A 17,519-nucleotide genomic window follows, 5' to 3' on the forward strand; every position below is an offset into this window, starting at 1 on the left:
TTCCCTACTTTTTTGTCTGCTGACCAGAATTTTTATCGCGCCCCGTCACCGGTCCAGATCACTTTGCACGTTTTGAGCATAATCTTCAGTTCCAATGAAAAGGTCAGGTTGCGGATATAATATAAGTCAAACATCAGTTTTTCCCTCGGTGTCATGTCATATCCCCCGTTGACCTGCGCCCAGCCGCTTAATCCCGGCTTAACGGCCAGCCGCTCCGTAAACCCCGGAATCTCAGCCTGAAACTGTTCCGTAAACACGGGACGCTCGGGACGCGGGCCGATCAGGCTCATTTCTCCCCGAAGCACATTTACCAGCTGCGGCAGCTCATCAATACGGGTCCTTCTGATAAAAGCGCCGACCTTTGTCACGCGGGGATCCTTTTTCAGCGCCCAGACCGCCCCCGATTTTTCAGCATCTATTTTCATAGAGCGGAGCTTATACAAATAAAACGGCTTCCCGTCTTTGCCTACCCGCTCCTGCTTATAAAAAGCCGGGCCGGGCGACTCCAAACGAATCAGTATGGAGAACAGGCCCATCACCGGGAGCGCCGCCAAAAGCCCCGCAAGCGCAAACACAATGTCCATGAATCGCTTAAAAGCCAAATAACGGGCCGTTCTTTCCGTAACGGCAGCGGAAGTCCCCTGCCGCACTGCATAGTTATTATTTACATTCATGCTTTTCTCTGCTCCCACTGACACACACCTCACGATTTGTTGGGATGTTTGATGACCTATGCCGTGAGTTTAGCAGATGGATGTTAATTGGAAGTAAAGGAAGCGTTAATGTTTATTAGAATGTTTCGATTATTGTTTTTTTATTGTAAATCTATTCATATCCATATTTGAGACAAAGCATAATGAAAAATAAAAAAACAGACCGGTATGAACCGGTCTGTTTCCATGAAAAAATTATCGGAAATAGGAGGAAACGCCTTGGGTGATCCCCGCCGCGAGTCTGTCCTTTTTCGTTGATTGTTTTAAAATATTGGCATCAATCGGGCTTGTGACAAAACCGGTTTCTAACAAGACACTCGGCATTTTAGAATACTTAATGACGTAAAACCCGGCAGTTTTCACACTGCGGTCACGCGTGCCGAGAGCAGAAACCATTCTCGGCTGAATATTTTGGGCAAGCCTCAAACTGTTTGCGGATTGGTACGTTTTATCATAATACGTCTCCGTACCGTTTGCACTGCTGTTATCATTTGCGTTCGCATGGACGCTGATGAAAATATCGGCGTTCGCCTTCGCCCCTTTGTTCACTCTCTCCTCAAGCGAGTCAAAGGTGTCGCCCTTCCTCGACATTACAGTAAGCGCGCCCGCGCCGTATAATTGATTGTTAAGACGCGTAGCGATATCAAGATTTACATTTTTCTCAAGCAAGCCGTTGCCGGTTGCTCCTGAATCCTGATAGCCGTGCCCCGGATCAATAAAGACCGTTTTGCCGACAACCGGATTTTTAAGCTGCGACGCGGCATTGTTGCTTAAAGATGAAGCACTTCCTATGACGGTGAAGCTGGTGATGTTTTTACTTCCGATATACGTCCGGACGTCTTTTGACAGACTGTCTCCATTCGTCAGCAGGTGAACTCTTCCCTGTTTGGCGCTCAGCACGCCTCCGACGATGGTATCCGCCTCTTTAAAACCATTGGTAACAAACGTATAGCCTGTGCTTAAGCCTGTCTTTTTTGCAAGATTCACAGACAGGTTATAGCGGTTTTTGCCGCTGATTCTTGAAGGGTTCGGCAGTTTATTGTAAAGTGAGCTGCTGATGCTGCTTGTCCCGCCAATGACAATCGTGTTTTTAATCCCTAAGCTTTTGATCGCATTGGACGTAGAACCATTTAATGTCGAATCATTAGTGAATAAAATCGGATATTTTTTAGCGGACGCATAAGAAATCGCAGCCATTCCATCTGCATCAACAAACCCGTTGACCACAAGGGCTGTAGAAGATCTTGTCATTTCACCCGCCACTTTTGCGGCTGTGGCATATCTCGTGCTCCCTGATAATCGTTTGACACTGATGCCTAATTTAGCAATTTGATTTTCAGTATTTTTCGAAACGGCAGGTGTGCCGCCTACGATAATCACATTTTTCGTTTTTAAATCAATTAATCCCTTTTTTGTGCCGGCAGACAGCTGATCTTTATTTGTAAACAGCAGCGGCGCATTTTTTTGATATGAAAGCGGCGCAGCGGCAATTGCATCGGCATATGAAGTTCCGCCGGTGATAATTACCGTTTTCGCTTCACCCCATGATTGTTTTGCCGCCAGTACAGCCGTATCATACCGGGTGCTTCCGCCGATCCTTTTAACCGTGTTGTCAGCCAAAGCGGAAGGGACAAATAGAATGACCCCGAGAATAAAGACGGGGAGACATTTTATGATGAATTTCAATCCGATCTCCTCCACAGAAGTTTAGTAGTTTGTAAGTGCTGTATTAGGGTAATAGAACGCAAGAATAGAAGTATACGGCTCTCCGGCCTCCGCTCTTTCTTTTGCTCCGTATTGACTCATTCCTACGCCGTGACCGTATCCCTTTCCTGATATCGTGATTTGCGAAGAATTACCGGACGCACTGGCGTATGTGCTTTTAAAAGATGAAGCTCCGATCATCGTCCTGAGTTCAGACGCTTTCACCTCAACAGATGCAGTCTTGTTCATGACATAGCCCTTCGACTTGTCATTCACATGGTACGTGACCTTCACCGCGGCGTCTTCCGCGCGCTGGCCTTTTGTTTTTCCGGTGAGCGAGAGATCAGAGATGCTTGCAATTTTTATGGAACTTGCATTGGTTTCTTTATTTTTCATCAGCCAATTTTTTATTCCGTTGAGCTGCGCGGCATTTGCTTCGTTTGTTTTAGACCACCAGGATGCGGGATTTTTCATATCCAGACCCGCTGGCAGCTGTTGCTTCTGCAATGTTAAAGACCAGCTGATTTCCGGATCTTTTGTATCCTTTTTGGCTACTAAATACGGCACTTTCGATCCCCACACTTCATCGCCGGCTTCCATGTAACCGCCATTGCTTGATGAGTAAGTGGCATCTATCAATCTGCCGGAATAAGTGAGCACTTTCCCTTTTGTTCCGTTAACGGCTGCGGTGGCGTTTGGATACCAGCTGTATCCCCCGTAAACCTGAAAGGCCGTTGTATCCGCGACTGTTTGTCCCATCTTGCCGATAGAGTAGGTGCGGGCGGCAACAGCCTGGGCTTTCAGCGCTTCTGTCGGCCAGCTTCCCGGCATTTCATTCGGCAGGACACCTTTCAGATAATCCTCAAAAGGAATGTTTTCATTAACAGGTCTTACATATTTGCCGGATTCCGCAGTGAAACTCATATTCCCCAGATATGGCTTCCCGTCAATGCTGATTGTGTTTGCTGTTGAATATTTTTCAGGAACCGCCTTGAAAGACGTTTTTCCGCTGTTAATGCCTGCAACGCCTAATTTGCCGCCGGACGTTTCAATACGGTACGTCTTTCCGTTTACGAGATAAAACTCTTTTGCGTAAGCAGCCTTAACTGAATCGGCAATTGAATTCGCGCTGCCTATTAATGTATAAGAATAGGTGCCTTTCGTTTTAAAAAGGCTGGCCTCGTCGGCGGGTGTTTCGCTTTTTTTGATGTATACAAGCGGCATGTGATTTGCGGCGGCAATATTTGATCCGACAACGATGTCCGCTAATTTAGTCCCGTTGGCAGCCACCGTTTTGCTTGCATCCATGCCGAGCGAAGTGACTGCGTTTGCTGATATTTGATATCTGTTTGATCCGGTAATTCTTTTGGTGACCGAGGCCTTCTTTTTAATTTGATTCTCCACATCTTTGCTGACGCTTGAAGTGCCTCCCATGATGATCACTTTTTTAGGCAGATTGTAGCTCGGAAGGGAGTCTTTTTTCGTCAGGAGAATCGGATAGCCGTTTTGCGCAGCATAAGGCGCGATTGCCAGCGCATCCGTATATACATCCCCCGTTACTACGACCGCCTGGTCATAGCTGCCCATTTCGGCCGCAATATTTTTGGACAGATCATATCTGTTTTTTCCGCTGATCCGTTTCGTGCGGCCGTATTTCTTCAATGTCTTTTCCGCGGCTGACGAAATACTGTTCGTCCCGCCGATGATTAAAATATTATCCGGACTGAATTTCTTGATTTGCGCTTCTGTGCTGCTGCTCAGCTTTTTCGCTTCAGTCAGCAGAACAGGCGCTTTCAGTTTATTCGCTAAAGGAATGACGGAAAGCGTGTCCGCAAAATAAGCATCCGTATTAACGACAACTATGTTGGACGGGTTTTTCCAATACTTGGATGTCGCAGCGTTAGCCGTATCATATTTGGACGCGCCTCCCAATCTGGCAACGGAGGAGACATCGCTTCCCGTCAGTTTATAAGTTCCTGAAGGTTCGATATTCAGAGTCGATTTATTACCAATATAATTCGTCAGTTTTACTGAGATATCAGAACTGGACGCAAAAGTGCTTTCCGGTAATAAAGCCAGGCTGAATATCACAGAAAAACAGACAGCCCATATTGTTTTCTTCAATTTTTATCCCGCCTTTTGCTGATCATGGTGTATTATTTTGCTTTCTCGATTTCCTTGATCTCTTTTTGGCCTTTATCATTTGTGAAATAAGTAATGCTGACTTTGTCATTTTCGCTGAATTTATTCAGAACATCAGAGAAATCATCAGAAAATTCAAAGCTGACGGGCTGATCATCCACTTTTACTTCAATTGTGTGCGTATCCGCCATACCGACATAATATGCCGTTTCTTTTTGAGCCTGGTTCTCCGAAGAACCGCTTCCCTTCTTTGATTGATCCGCCGTTCCGCACGCTGCCAATACAACAGAAAAAAGCAGTATTAAGAACGAAGCTGCAATAGTTTTTTTCATTTTTTTCACCTCATCTTTATGTATCGTCTTATACTAACTTTTTTTTAAGGTAATTTTAAGGTCTTTTTGTAACCTTTTTTTAAGAATTTCGTCTATTACATGGTTATAAGTAAAAATATGACTGGGTTTATAAAGATTAGTAAATTGTATCAGGAAAGTTAATAGAAAAGGTGATGACAAATGAGAGCTGAACGAAAAAGAAAGAAGAAAAAAGTTCTTCTGACAATCGTAACAATCATCGGGCTGTTAGTTTTATCATCAGGAGGCTACGTCTACTACTTGTGGCACAAAGCGGCTTCAACGGTGGCAAGCATTCAGGAAGACTTGAAAAAATCGGACAAACGTGACACGGATATAGATCTCGGAAAGAAGGATCCGATTTCTGTTTTAATCATGGGCGTCGATGAGCGGAAAAATGACAAGGGGCGCGCGGATACGATGATTTATATGACCGTCAATCCTAAAACGAATACAACAGAAATGGTCAGCATTCCGCGTGATACGTATACGAAAATCTCCGGCAAAGGTACGATGGATAAAATCAACCACTCCTATGCTTTCGGCGGAACGCAGATGGCCGCGGATACCGTCGAGGACCTGCTTGACGTGCCGGTAGATTATTTTGTGAAAGTAAACATGGAGAGCTTCAAAGATACCGTGGATACACTCGGCGGGATTACGGTGAACAGCACGTTTGCCTTCAACTACGACGGGCACTCTTTCGGAACGGGGAACATCAGCCTGAACGGCGAAGAAGCACTGGCCTACACGCGTATGAGAAAAGAAGATCCCCGGGGGGATTTCGGCAGGCAGCAGCGCCAGCGCCAAGTGATTGAAGGGATTATTTCTAAAGGGGCAAACATCTCGTCTGTCACGAAATTCGGAGATATGTTTAAGGTCATTGAAAACAATATGAAAACAAACATGTCATTCGATGATATGTGGACGGTTATGACTGACTATAAAAACGCCCGCAGCAAAGTCACTCAGCATGAACTGAAGGGAACGGGAACGAGAATCAACAATATCTATTATTACAAATTAGATGAAGCAAGCCTCGCTTCAGTCAAAAAAGAATTAAAAGAAAGCCTGAAATAATAAAAAACTCTGCATATGATGCAGAGTTTTTTTATTCTGTAAAAGGCTGCGGACGGGTTTTTCTATAGCCGTACCGATAAAGCAGTTCTTCCACAATCCGTTTTGAAGCCGATCCGTCACCATAAGGGTTTGACGCCTTTGACATCCGTTCATATTCAGCCTGATCGGTTAAGAGCTGTTTTGTCAGCTGATACACCGTTTCTTCATCTGTACCCGCCAGCTTTAATGTCCCGGCTTTCACTCCTTCGGGGCGCTCGGTTGTGTCCCGAAGCACCAAGACCGGCTTTCCGAGAGAAGGCGCTTCCTCCTGCACTCCGCCCGAGTCGGTCAAAATGAAACTTGCTTTCGCAGCGAAGTTATGGAAATCCACGACCTCCAGAGGTTCTATTAAGTGCACCCTGTCCGAATCAGCAAAATGGGCTTCTGCGGCCTCACGAACTGCGGGATTCAAATGAACGGGATAAACGACTTGTACGTCCTCAAACTCTTCAACGACTCTTCTGACGGCCTTAAACATCTGTTCCATCGGCCTGCCTAAATTTTCACGTCTGTGCGCTGTTAAAAGAATCATCCTGCTTCCTTCCAGCTTGTCAAAAATCGGATGAAAATAATCTTCCCGCACTGTCGTTTGAAGCGCGTCTATCGCCGTATTTCCCGTGACAAATATAGAATCCGGCTTTTTATTTTCAGAAAGCAGATTCTGCTCGGCCTGGCTTGTCGGCGCAAAATTCACATCAGCCATCACGCCCGTCATCTGCCGATTGATTTCCTCGGGGAAAGGAGAGTATTTATTATGCGTACGCAGACCGGCTTCCACATGGCCGATAGCGATTTGATGGTAAAAGGCGGCAAGGCTTCCGGCGAACGTTGTCGTCGTATCTCCGTGGACCAAAACGATATCTGGTTTTACTTCTTGGAACAGCTTGTCCAGTTTCAGCAAAGCATGAGATGTAATTTCTGAAAGCGTTTGACGCTCTTTCATAATATTCAAATCAAAATCAGGCGTAATGCTGAATGCTTCAAGCACTTGATCCAGCATCTGTCTGTGCTGCGCGGTTACAGTCACCAGCGAATCAATTTCCTGATATTTTTCAAGCTCTAATACGAGCGGAGCCATTTTAATTGCTTCAGGTCTTGTACCGAATACGGTCATTACTTTTAGTTTTTTCAACGGTTTGTCTGCACCTCGTTTTATATGTCGGATATCCCTTCATGTTAACATATTTATGCCGTTTCTTAGATATTGTAAAGCTTAATGGCAAACAAAGCAAAAACCGTTCCAAGACTCTTTGAAAGCGGATTAAAAGGTGTGAATTTTAATCAATTGTGGTAAAGTGGAAAAAGACTAGGTTATAGTTCTGAAAAAAAGATTTTGCAGAAACAAGGATGGTGTTATTCAGTGAAGAAAGTACGCAAAGCCATTATTCCGGCAGCAGGTTTAGGCACTCGTTTTTTGCCGGCCACAAAAGCAATGCCTAAAGAAATGCTTCCAATCGTTGATAAGCCGACAATTCAGTATATTATCGAAGAAGCTGTCGAATCCGGCATCGAAGATATTATTATCGTAACCGGAAAAGGAAAAAGAGCAATAGAAGACCATTTCGACAATGCCCCTGAACTGGAACGCAATTTAGAAGAAAAAGGGAAAATCGAACTGCTTCAAAAAGTGAAAAAATCGTCAAATATTGCGGATATCCACTATATTCGCCAAAAAGAGCCAAAAGGACTCGGTCATGCCGTTTGGTGCGCACGCAACTTCATCGGCGATGAACCTTTCGCCGTTCTTCTCGGCGATGATATTGTCCAGGCTGAAAAACCGGGACTTCGTCAGCTGATGGATGAATACGAAAAAACATTGTCTTCAATCATCGGTGTTCAGCAAGTTCCTGAAAACGACACACACCGCTACGGAATTATCGATCCGTTAACAAATGAAGGCCGCCGTTACCAGGTGAAAAATTTTGTAGAGAAGCCTGAACCGGGCACAGCTCCTTCCAACTTGGCTATTTTAGGAAGATACGTTTTCACTCCTGAAATTTTCATGTACCTGGAACAGCAGGAAGTCGGTGCAGGAGGAGAAATTCAATTAACGGACGCCATCCAAAAGCTCAATGACATTCAGCGTGTCTTCGCTTATGATTTCGAAGGAAAACGTTACGATGTCGGTGAAAAACTCGGATTTATCGAGACGACGCTTGAATTTGCCTTACAGGATCAGGATATCCGCCATAAATTAATTCCGTTCATGAAGGATCTTCTTGAAAAAGAAGAAGCTGACGAATAGAAAAAGCTGCCGAATCCGGCAGCTTTTTTTATGTGATCTTTACTTTTTAGACGTTACCGTCAGTGTTTTATCAGCATTGTTCACCGAAAAAGTATATTCCTGGTTTTTAAGCATGAGCAAATTCTGATTGATTTTGCTGCCGCCTTTTTCACTTAAAGCTGAGATGTCTGCAGGACGCGATAAATGAAAAACCACTTCGGAGACTGTATCATTGTCAATCACTACCTCCGTTTTTGCATCGGATGTTTTTAATACGTTCCGTCCGTCAGCCGTTTGTCCGGCAGCTGGATTTTTCAATTTACTCTGTACATCGTCCCCGCTTTTATTGAGATATGAGAGAAACTCTTCTGCTGTTTGGCTTGATAAACTGCCGCTGAAATCATTAAGCTGAACATCCGTCTTTTTTAAAGCGTTCACTTTATACAGATCAGTCTTTTTCATAAAGTACTCTTTATCGTTTAATTTCACTTTGGCCGCCTGGTTATTCTCGGCTTCTACCTGCACCTTCGTGCCGAAACTTACACTTGCGGAGGCTTTTCCTTTTATATCTTTTTCAGTATAAAGGTCTGCCTTTTCAGCTTTTATCAAAGCAGGTTTATTCACAGACTCATAAAGGCCGGCATCGCTCTGTTTGACGTCACCGAAAGATGTAATCGCACGCAGTGGCTTGTCTGAAAACATCGAAGCACCCGCGCCGACAGCCAGCAATGCAAGCAGCGTAATCTGAATCGTATTGGCAATGAATTTAGGCTTCGCTTTCTTTTGCTGCGCCTGAGTGATTTTCTGTTCCTCGGCTGCCCGCGTTCTGCCTTCAATCTGCTCGTTTTGATATTTCTTCTTTTCTTTCTTTGAAAGCTTGTTGAACCAATCCACAAAAGCTTTATATTCTTTCACAACGGCTTTCGTTTCGTCGAACATGCGCATTTCGCCGTAATGCATCCAAGCCACCCGATCACACATTTTCTCAATCTGTCCGATGGAATGACTGACGAAAAAGATCGTTTTGCCGCGTTCTTTAAATTCCGTAATGCGGTCCACACATTTCTGATAGAAAGTCTGGTCCCCTACTGAGAGCGCCTCATCAATAATAAGGATGTCAGGGTCCATATGCGCCGATATGGCAAAACCGAGACGTGATTTCATACCGCTTGAATAGCTTTTAACAGGCTGATCTATAAAGTCGCCGATATCCGCGAATTCAACGATTTTTTCATAAAGCTCGTCTATCTGCCGATTGTTGAGACCCATCATCAAGCATTTTAAACGAATGTTGTCTTTACCGCTTAATTGATTGTTTAATCCGGCAGAAATCGCGATTAAAGACGGCTGCCCGTTCATATCAATCTCACCGCTTGTCGGCGGAATGATCTTTGCAAGCAAATTGGACATCGTTGATTTTCCCGAGCCGTTGATCCCTACGAATCCGATCGTTTCCCCTTCATAGACGTCAAAAGAAACATTTCGGACAGCGAAAAAACCTTTTTGATTTCTGTTTGGGAAAAACAGTCCTTTAATTTTGTCAGACTGTTTTTTATATAGAAAATACTGTTTTGAAACATTTCTGAACGAAACTTTTAGTTTCATCGTATAATCTCCTTACTATATTAAAGAAAGTCAACAAACTTATCTCTGAATTTCATATGAAGAAGTGAACCGACTGTTAATAACAGCAGTGTGACGAACCAGAAATACAGCGTGTATTTCACATCGTGGAAAAACCACTGCCCTTCCATAAAGCTGTCTCTAAAGCCCTCGATAATATAGAAAAGAGGGTTTAACTTCAAGATGGTCAAAACTTCAGGTCTGTTTCCAAATTTCTCCGCAATGTCCCAGAAAATCGGCAGAAGAAAAAAGAGCAGCCTTGTGACGGCTTGAAGCAAAAACTGATAGTCCCTGATTAAAACGCTGATGGTTGAATTAAACAGGCCGAAAGCAAACATAAAACTGATCATGCAAAACAAGTAATAAATATATTGCAGCCAGTGAAGCGTCGGAAACAGTCCGTTGCTCAGCAGCACAATAATATAAATCGCCATCATCACAAAGTAACTGAATAAATTCGATGCTATCACTACAGAAGGCAGTGAACTGATCGGAAAGTTCATTTTCGACACTAAATTTATCCGTTTAAAAACACTGTTAGATGCATCCAGTATCGTCGGACTGATAAAGAACCAAGGAATTAAGCCGGCCAGCATCCAGACGATGAACGGTACGCTGTCTCCATTTCCAAGCACCATATCATGTCCGCCGCGAATCCCGAGACCAAATACGAACCAGTAAGCCAGCATTTGAATCATAGGGTTGAGAAACTGCCACAATATACCCAAATAGTTCACTTGATACTTTGATTTCGTTTCGTACACTGCAAGCCGCATAATCAGCGGAAATGAGTTGAATTGCTCTTTCAGAATTTTTACCAATGCATTCATTCTAATCTTCCTTAGTCGTAAGTTTTAGGTAATAGCTTTGACTTACAAAAGCACCGCTCATAATTGTAACAGATTACGATGTATTTTTCACTTCATAACAAGCCTGAATCCCATGAGCGCAACATGCCGTCACTTAAGCAAAAAAGCATAATTAACGTGGTTAAATTATGCTTTTTTGCACCTATTTACTTGTCCCCGAAAATCACTTTTACGGCTTTTTCAGACGATTCTCCGGTTTCTAAATAACAGAACTTCTCGTAAAAAGGCCCGAATGAATCCGGAAGCTTATAATCATCTGATTCCGTTTCATTGACCCATTTGATAACGTCACCTGTTTCTTTGACAAGCGGGCCAGGCGCTTCTTTTTCAAAGTCAAAGTAAAACCCTCTGAGTTTATCCCGGTACGTTTCGATATCAGGCACATAAAACAGCATCGGTCTTTTCAGATTTGCATAGTCAAAAAAGACAGAGGAATAGTCCGTTATGAGTAAATCAGAGACCATATACAGCTCACGGATATCTTCGTAGCTGGAGAAATCATAAGCAAATCCTTCATACGGTCCGAGATCAAAGTTTTCCGCCACGAGATAATGCATTCGTAAAATAATGACATAACGATCGCCAATCGCTTCTCTCAATTGATGAAGGTCTAAATCAAGGTCAAACTTGTATTTTCCCTTCTTATAAAATTGGTCATCCCGCCATGTCGGTGCGTAGATAATCACTTTTTTATCTTGCGGAAGATTCATTTTTTCTTTCAGCGCTTTGATGACAGAAGGGCTGTTATCCGTTTGAAGGAAGTCATTCCGCGGATATCCCGATTCAATCATGGTTTTATTAAACTGAAACGCCCGGGCGAATATTTCGGTTGAATATGCGTTCGGTGAAATCAGGTAATCCCACTTTGAAGCCTCTGTCGTAAAGTTGCGCTTGTATTTTTCAGTGTTTGTTCCGGGCATATGCACTTCATCCATATCTACGGCAAGGCGCTTTAAAGGCGTGCCATGCCATGTCTGGACATATGTCGTATGCTCAGGTTTCGGAATCCACAGCGGCATACGGCTGTTGACAACCCAGTACTCGGCTCTTGCCATGGCAAACAGCCATTTGAACGTAAAGCGTTCGATATAAGGAATTCCTTTATCTTTAAATGTCTGTGAGTAAGCGGGGTTTACACTCCAGCAGAGACGGTATTCCGGCATCTCTTTGCTCATGTATTCATAAATCGCCCGCGGATTGCAGCTGTACTGTTTTCCGGCAAAGCTTTCAAACATGACAAATTTCTGTTTGACAGGCAGTTTCCCCGCAACCCTGAATCCCGCTTTATAAGTGTTTTGTATTCTTTTCTCAATGAACTTTTTCAGCTTATTCTTTCTCTTGCGTACAAAGGAAGCGCCCCGTTTCAGCTTTCCTTTCACAAAATACTCCACGCGGGTGCTGAAGCTGTAATCGTTCATTCTCAGGTGGAGATTTTTCGTTTTCTTTTTCGTGAAAACGTGAAATCTGGCAGGCCCTTTCTCCGTTTTCAGGATCGTGAATTGGTTAGGGTTTACTTGTTCAGATTTCAGAACCTTTAACGGTTTGCTGTTGGTGATAATCTCTTCACCCGTCCCGGCATCTTCAAAAATGAATTGAATATGGAATTGAAAGGTTAGCTGCTGATTCAATTCTTTATAAACGGCATTCAAATCAATTTTTGTATCAAAGCCTATCGTGTCAAGCATCGTTGTGTCCTGAACATATTCATCAAGGTCGTGTCTCGGCACGTCGTGAAGCGGATACTTCAGAATGAGAGGCTCCTCTTCTTTTCCTTTTTTCATTTTCAGAATCAGGTTTTTTTCTTTTATCTTTAAGGTTTCTGCCGCATTCAGCCGGAATGCAAAACCTTTCAGATGTAAGCTGCCGTCAGATTCGAGCTCCATTTCATCAATCCGCGTGACGAACTTTTTCTGCAGCAGCTTTAAGGAGAAATTCCCTTTCTTCGTCGTGTAAGGGAAAAAGAACATATGATGAGCCTCATCTTTATAAGAAGACAGTTCAATAGGTTCAAGGCTGGATTTTAACCGTTTTTTACTGATATCACTGTCATCATTGATAAAGGAGACATAGAAATCCAGACATCCTTTGCCGTCCGTATGGTCAGAAAGCAGATCCGTGCTCATAACAGCATGGTACTCCCCGCCTTCTCCGGCCAACCGTTTCAGAGGGACGGAAAGTTCCGCTTTTGTCTTACGATTTATAATCTGAAGAGAAGGCTCTTCCCCTGCAGTGACATTTTCACAGGATATCGTAATGCTGAATGTCTCTTCCTTTATGTTAAGATGTTTTAACTTGTATCTGACAGGATTTTCTATACCCATAAAATAAGTCTACTCCTCTGTTTCAATTAAACATATCCAATCACAATTTTGTTACTTTCAGCGAAAGGTTCTCCTTCACCGTCCGGTAGAATTGATATTGCAGTCCGTTCGCTTCTGCCGTCACCTTTTCACCGTCGTCTCTGTTTAACATGACACGTTCATAATCGTTATAAATAACATACATAATATAACCGCCAAGTCCGACTTTTTCAATGTCACGTAACGGGATTTCAAGGACGTACCGCCCGTCTCCCAGTGACTGAACCGGAAACTGGTGGACTACTTTCATGTTATCTCTGTGCTGAAACTGAATATATTGGGCATTATTTCTGTCCTGTCCGAACAAGCGGAACGTAACGGTGAATTTATGATCGGCGAACACCGCGCTTTCCGTTTCTCCGTGCATGCGAAGTTCGACCAGTTTATTTTCTTCATCCGTCAGCGGGCTTTCTAAATAAGCCAGTCCGCCTTGCGTCACGATGGTTTTATCGGGCTCTTTTTTGGACCAGCGGAACAGCTTTTCGACCTCATCATACCGTTTTTGAGTCAGCAGACGGAAGGCTGTTTTATGAATCGGATGAAAAAATGTCTCGGAAATATCGTATTTCGTCTTCTTTAACACATTCAGAATTTCATTGAATTTATTGTAGTAGGCTTCTTTGTTTTCGCTTTTCAGGAAGTGCATCCGATCGAAAAGACGCGTAATGGAATCGAATTCGATCAGGCGGTTCATCGCCATCTTCTCTTTTTCAGTATCTAATTTTTTGTTCAGAATATACTTCATTACGGCTATGTTCGTGTCGGTTTTTTCCATTATATTAGTCTGCTTTGTCAGCGACTCATTATTGTCCATTCTGTTCAGATAATAGACCGGTTCGGTTGACGTTGAAATATCTCCGCACGCCAAAAGAACATCCATAAAAAATTGCTTATCTTCAGCAAATTTCATTTCCGGATATCTGATATCATTATCTTTTAGAAATTGTAAGTTCATCATTCTTGCCCGCGGGCCGAGATGATAGAAAATATGCCGGATTGAAAAAGGCGATACCTTCGCTCTGTTCAGAGAAGACTCATGTTTCCCGATCGTTTTTTGACCGTTCACCTGCATTTCGATCGTTTTTCCGACCGCATAATTTACCTGATCTCTTTCAAGCATGTCGAATAAGATTTTAACTCCGTTCGGCGCAAACCAATCATCCGCATCCAAAAATGTAATGTACTTTGCATTTGCCAGCTCAATTCCCAAGTTTCTCGGATAAGCCGGGGTTCCCGTGTTGTCTTTCAAAAAGACGACTGTAATATTTTCATACAACTCGGCGTACTCAGTCAGGATGTTTCTGGAATCATCAGTAGAGCAATCATCGACAAGAATTAAAGAAATATGCTGAAAGCCGATGTTTTGAAGGATCACTGAATCAACTGTTTTCCTTACATATTCTTCTGCATTATAAACAGGAACGACTACCGCTACCTTCTTCTCTTCCGCCAATGCTTCTTTGTTTAAAATGGTATATTCGCGTTCTTCTACGGACGGCTTGGACTCTTTTTTATTCAACTTAAAAAAGTTACTAAGATTCATCTTTAAATTCTCCTCTTATTGTCTAGCTTTTTTTCAAAAGCGCATAACAAATATAGCGAAAATAACCTTATATTACAAGAAGTACTCCCTATCCGGAGGGAGTACTTCTTTATCATCTGTATATCCGAATGTTTCAATTACACCCCGGCAATTTCTTTTTTAATCTGTGTGGTGGAAATGCCTTCGGTTCTAGGGAGGTAGATGACTTCGCATTGATCTTTAAGGAAATCGAATTTGCCTTCCCAATCGTCTCCCATTACGAACACGTCGATGTTGTGATCCGCTACGTCACGTACTTTTTGATCCCAGCTGTTTTCCGGAATGACTTCGTCGACATAACGGATCGTTTCCAGAATCAGCTTTCTGTGTTCATAGCTGTGGTAGGCCTTTTTTTGTTTTTGCAGGTTGAACTCGTCTGTTGAGATGGCAACAACAAGGTAATCTCCAAGCTGCTTTGCGCGCTCAAGCAGTTTAATATGACCCCAATGCAGTAAATCAAACGTACCGTAAGTAATGACCTTCTTCATGAAACAAAAGCTCCTTTCTATCATCATACGTATAACAAGCAACTGCCCTGAAATGCTGCGCAGCTGTATCCTTAATCACTAAAGTGCCAATTTCGTACTCATGGAACCTCATTATATCACATAGCCCTGAAAAGGTTAAGCCAATGTAAAACGAAGTTAAAATCCACTTATTAACAAATGTTATTACAATAGGAGTTTAGCAGGGTTTTTGCGCGTATGATTAAAGAAATTGTTATCTTATTTATATTTTTGTAAAACTATTGTTAAGTTTATCTGAAGGTATTATGTTAAAATAAAGCTTAGCCTAAGTCACGAAAAAGTGAAAGAAAATCCCGTACAAAAAGGAGGACGGCAGATGCAGACTGAAATGGTGCACAACCTTTCTTACGTTAATGGAAATTTACAGGAGTTTATTTCATATTTAGACACTTATTATATCGCACAAAAGCAAGGAGCCGTCATTGCGACGGTCAATCCTGAGATCGGATACGCTGCGGCGAAAGACAAAGGTTATCATCAAGTCATTTCTTCCGCGGATTTCGTCCTGCCGGATGGTATCGGCGTCGTGTTAATGTCACGTTTGACGCAGCACCCGCTGAAATCAAGAATTGCGGGATTCGATGTGTTTCTTGCGCTGCTCGGCCTCGCAAACCGGCAGTCTAAAAAAATATTTTTATACGGAGCTAAGCAAGACGTGCTTGACGCCGTTTTGAACCGGATCAGCAAAGAGTATCCGAATATTGAGGTTGTCGGAGCCAGCAACGGTTATGAAGCGGATAAACGCTTCGTCGCCAAACAGATTTCCCGGGCGAAACCCGATCTCGTGTTTGTCGCCTTAGGATATCCCCATCAGGAACAATTTATTTATGAATACAAACATCTTTTCCCTCAGGCTGTATCGATCGGTTTGGGCGGAAGCTTTGATGTGTTCAGCGGAACGGTGAAACGCGCCCCTGAATGGATGATCAAAACGAATCTGGAATGGCTGTACAGACTGGTGACGAATCCGTGGAGATGGAAAAGGATGCTGAACATTCCGAAGTATGCTTTTACCGTTTTGAGAAATAATAAATCAAATAAAAGCCTGTATTCCAAGCAAGCCGAAGATCAAACGAAACAGCTTTAAACAAATAAAACAGCAAAAGAGATTGGTAATCTATGAACTTGCGATCTTTATTCGCCGCTTTTTATTCTATATATCTGTCTGTTCTCGGCGTTTTGTTCAAGCCTGTAAAGCCCAAGAACCATCTGACCCTGCTGGTATCTTTTGAAGAGAATGCGCAGGCTCTCATCCGTTCTTACAAAGCGCACGCTGAATCGCTTTCTTATGAAATGACGGTTTTGTATACGAGACACGCCGTCAGTCTGAAAAAAGAGCTGGAAGGTATCGGCTCTTTTTATCTGAACGAAAAACATCCGCTGCATCTTTTGAAGGCTGTTTTGATCCTTTTTAAGAGCAAAGTGGTGATAACGGATAACTATTTCCTCATGACAAGCGTCTTAAACCGCCGGCCGCAAACGACATGCATTCAGGTGTGGCATGCGAACGGCTCTTTGAAAAAGTTCGGCCTTGAGGATGTGACGAATCAAAACCGTCAGGCATCAGATATCAGCCGGTTTAAAAAAGTGTACCGCTCGTTTGACTTTGTCACCGTCGGTTCAGACGCGATGGCTGACGTTTTTAAAAAGTCGTTCGGCATACGGGACGGCCAGCTGTTAAAAACGGGTGTCCCCCTGACTGACGTCTATTATGAAGAACACAAGCCCGAACTGAAGCACAAATGGCCGAAAAAAATCATCTTGTACGCACCGACATTCAGGGATTATGATATGCAGTCCTTTCGGCTGCCATTCACCGAAGAACAGCTCACAAACGCGTTACACGGAGAGTATATGCTGCTTGTAAAGCTTCACCCTGCCGTTTTGCATCAGATTTCGGCTTCGTTTGAAAGCGAACTGATCAAGAACGTGTCTGACATGCGTCTTCATGATCTCTTGAAAGCGGCTGATATTTTAATTACGGATTACTCTTCCGTGCCTTTTGAATTCGCGCTCTTAAATAAACCGATTTTCTTTTTCACATATGATCTGGAGGAATATGATCGAAAACGCGGTTTAATCGACAATTATACTTCCGTCATTCCCGGAAAGGCTTGTCATGACAGCGAAGCCCTTCTGGAGGAAATGACGAAAAAGCCATTTCGTGCAGAAGAAATGAAGCGGTTCTCGGACAAATGGAATATGTATTCAGATGGGAATTCGAGTGAAGCGTTATTGAAATTTGCGGAAACAAAAATGAAAAATTGTGCTGAAGCACCTGCCTGAATCCGACGGCGGGTGTTTTT

At 43.2% G+C, this 17,519-nt stretch carries 14 protein-coding genes; 4 read left to right on the forward strand and 10 right to left on the reverse strand.

Annotated elements, in window-relative coordinates:
* Positions 1–32 precede the first annotated feature (32 nt).
* From NYE28_RS18565 to NYE28_RS18580, 4 genes are all read right to left on the reverse strand, one after another.
* Positions 33–692, reverse strand: coding sequence for an exopolysaccharide biosynthesis polyprenyl glycosylphosphotransferase (locus NYE28_RS18565; protein ID WP_003151373.1), 660 nt, complete (start codon positions 690–692; stop codon positions 33–35).
* 216 nt (positions 693–908) lie between these two features.
* A complete protein-coding gene (locus tag NYE28_RS18570; protein ID WP_012118582.1) occupies positions 909–2,399 on the reverse strand; it encodes an N-acetylmuramoyl-L-alanine amidase in 1,491 nt (496 codons plus the stop codon).
* 21 nt (positions 2,400–2,420) lie between these two features.
* Positions 2,421–4,541: a SpoIID/LytB domain-containing protein gene (locus NYE28_RS18575; RefSeq protein ID WP_020956425.1), complete on the reverse strand. Its 2,121-nt coding sequence runs from the start codon at positions 4,539–4,541 to the stop codon at positions 2,421–2,423.
* 32 nt (positions 4,542–4,573) lie between these two features.
* Positions 4,574–4,891, reverse strand: coding sequence for a hypothetical protein (locus NYE28_RS18580; RefSeq protein WP_007407496.1), 318 nt, complete (start codon positions 4,889–4,891; stop codon positions 4,574–4,576).
* Positions 4,892–5,071: 180 nt separating this feature from the next.
* Between NYE28_RS18580 and NYE28_RS18585 the strand changes: the two genes are divergently transcribed.
* A complete protein-coding gene (locus NYE28_RS18585; protein ID WP_003151369.1) occupies positions 5,072–5,989 on the forward strand; it encodes a LytR family transcriptional regulator in 918 nt (305 codons plus the stop codon).
* Positions 5,990–6,020: 31 nt separating this feature from the next.
* Here NYE28_RS18585 and wecB read toward each other — a convergent pair whose 3' ends face one another.
* Positions 6,021–7,160, reverse strand: coding sequence for a UDP-N-acetylglucosamine 2-epimerase (non-hydrolyzing) (gene wecB / locus NYE28_RS18590; RefSeq protein ID WP_094031334.1), 1,140 nt, complete (start codon positions 7,158–7,160; stop codon positions 6,021–6,023).
* Between the two features lie 228 nt (positions 7,161–7,388).
* On the opposite strand from wecB, the gene galU reads away from it, so the two are divergent.
* Positions 7,389–8,273 carry a UTP--glucose-1-phosphate uridylyltransferase GalU gene (gene galU, locus NYE28_RS18595; protein ID WP_020956427.1) on the forward strand — a complete coding sequence of 295 codons (885 nt, stop codon included), beginning with the start codon at positions 7,389–7,391 and terminating at the stop codon, positions 8,271–8,273.
* Positions 8,274–8,312: 39 nt separating this feature from the next.
* Here galU and tagH read toward each other — a convergent pair whose 3' ends face one another.
* The 5 genes from tagH to tagD all read right to left on the reverse strand — a co-directional run bounded on the left by tagH (position 8,313) and on the right by tagD (position 15,174).
* On the reverse strand, positions 8,313–9,857 hold the full coding sequence (tagH, locus tag NYE28_RS18600) for a teichoic acids export ABC transporter ATP-binding subunit TagH (RefSeq protein ID WP_342490206.1): 1,545 nt from the start codon (positions 9,855–9,857) through the stop codon (positions 8,313–8,315).
* Positions 9,858–9,877: 20 nt separating this feature from the next.
* Complete coding sequence (locus NYE28_RS18605; RefSeq protein WP_003151365.1) at positions 9,878–10,705, reverse strand: ABC transporter permease; 828 nt, start codon at positions 10,703–10,705, stop codon at positions 9,878–9,880.
* 185 nt (positions 10,706–10,890) lie between these two features.
* Complete coding sequence (locus NYE28_RS18610; protein ID WP_032867490.1) at positions 10,891–13,065, reverse strand: CDP-glycerol glycerophosphotransferase family protein; 2,175 nt, start codon at positions 13,063–13,065, stop codon at positions 10,891–10,893.
* A gap of 40 nt (positions 13,066–13,105) precedes the next feature.
* Positions 13,106–14,647, reverse strand: a complete 1,542-nt coding sequence (locus NYE28_RS18615) for a glycosyltransferase family 2 protein (RefSeq protein WP_305175824.1) — start codon at positions 14,645–14,647, stop codon at positions 13,106–13,108.
* 137 nt (positions 14,648–14,784) lie between these two features.
* Entirely contained in the window at positions 14,785–15,174 is a 390-nt protein-coding gene (gene tagD / locus NYE28_RS18620) for a glycerol-3-phosphate cytidylyltransferase (RefSeq protein WP_003151361.1), read from the reverse strand.
* 355 nt (positions 15,175–15,529) lie between these two features.
* On the opposite strand from tagD, the gene NYE28_RS18625 reads away from it, so the two are divergent.
* Together NYE28_RS18625 and NYE28_RS18630 are read left to right on the forward strand one after the other, a co-directional pair.
* The gene (locus NYE28_RS18625) at positions 15,530–16,300 is read left to right on the forward strand and encodes a WecB/TagA/CpsF family glycosyltransferase (RefSeq protein ID WP_007407501.1); all 771 of its coding nucleotides are present in this window, start codon (positions 15,530–15,532) and stop codon (positions 16,298–16,300) included.
* Positions 16,301–16,332: 32 nt separating this feature from the next.
* Entirely contained in the window at positions 16,333–17,499 is a 1,167-nt protein-coding gene (locus NYE28_RS18630; protein ID WP_322824035.1) for a CDP-glycerol glycerophosphotransferase family protein, read from the forward strand.
* Positions 17,500–17,519 lie beyond the last annotated feature (20 nt).

Origin of the sequence: Bacillus sp. FSL R5-0443 (assembly GCF_038608285.1) — a bacterium.
GTDB lineage: Bacteria > Bacillota > Bacilli > Bacillales > Bacillaceae > Bacillus > Bacillus velezensis.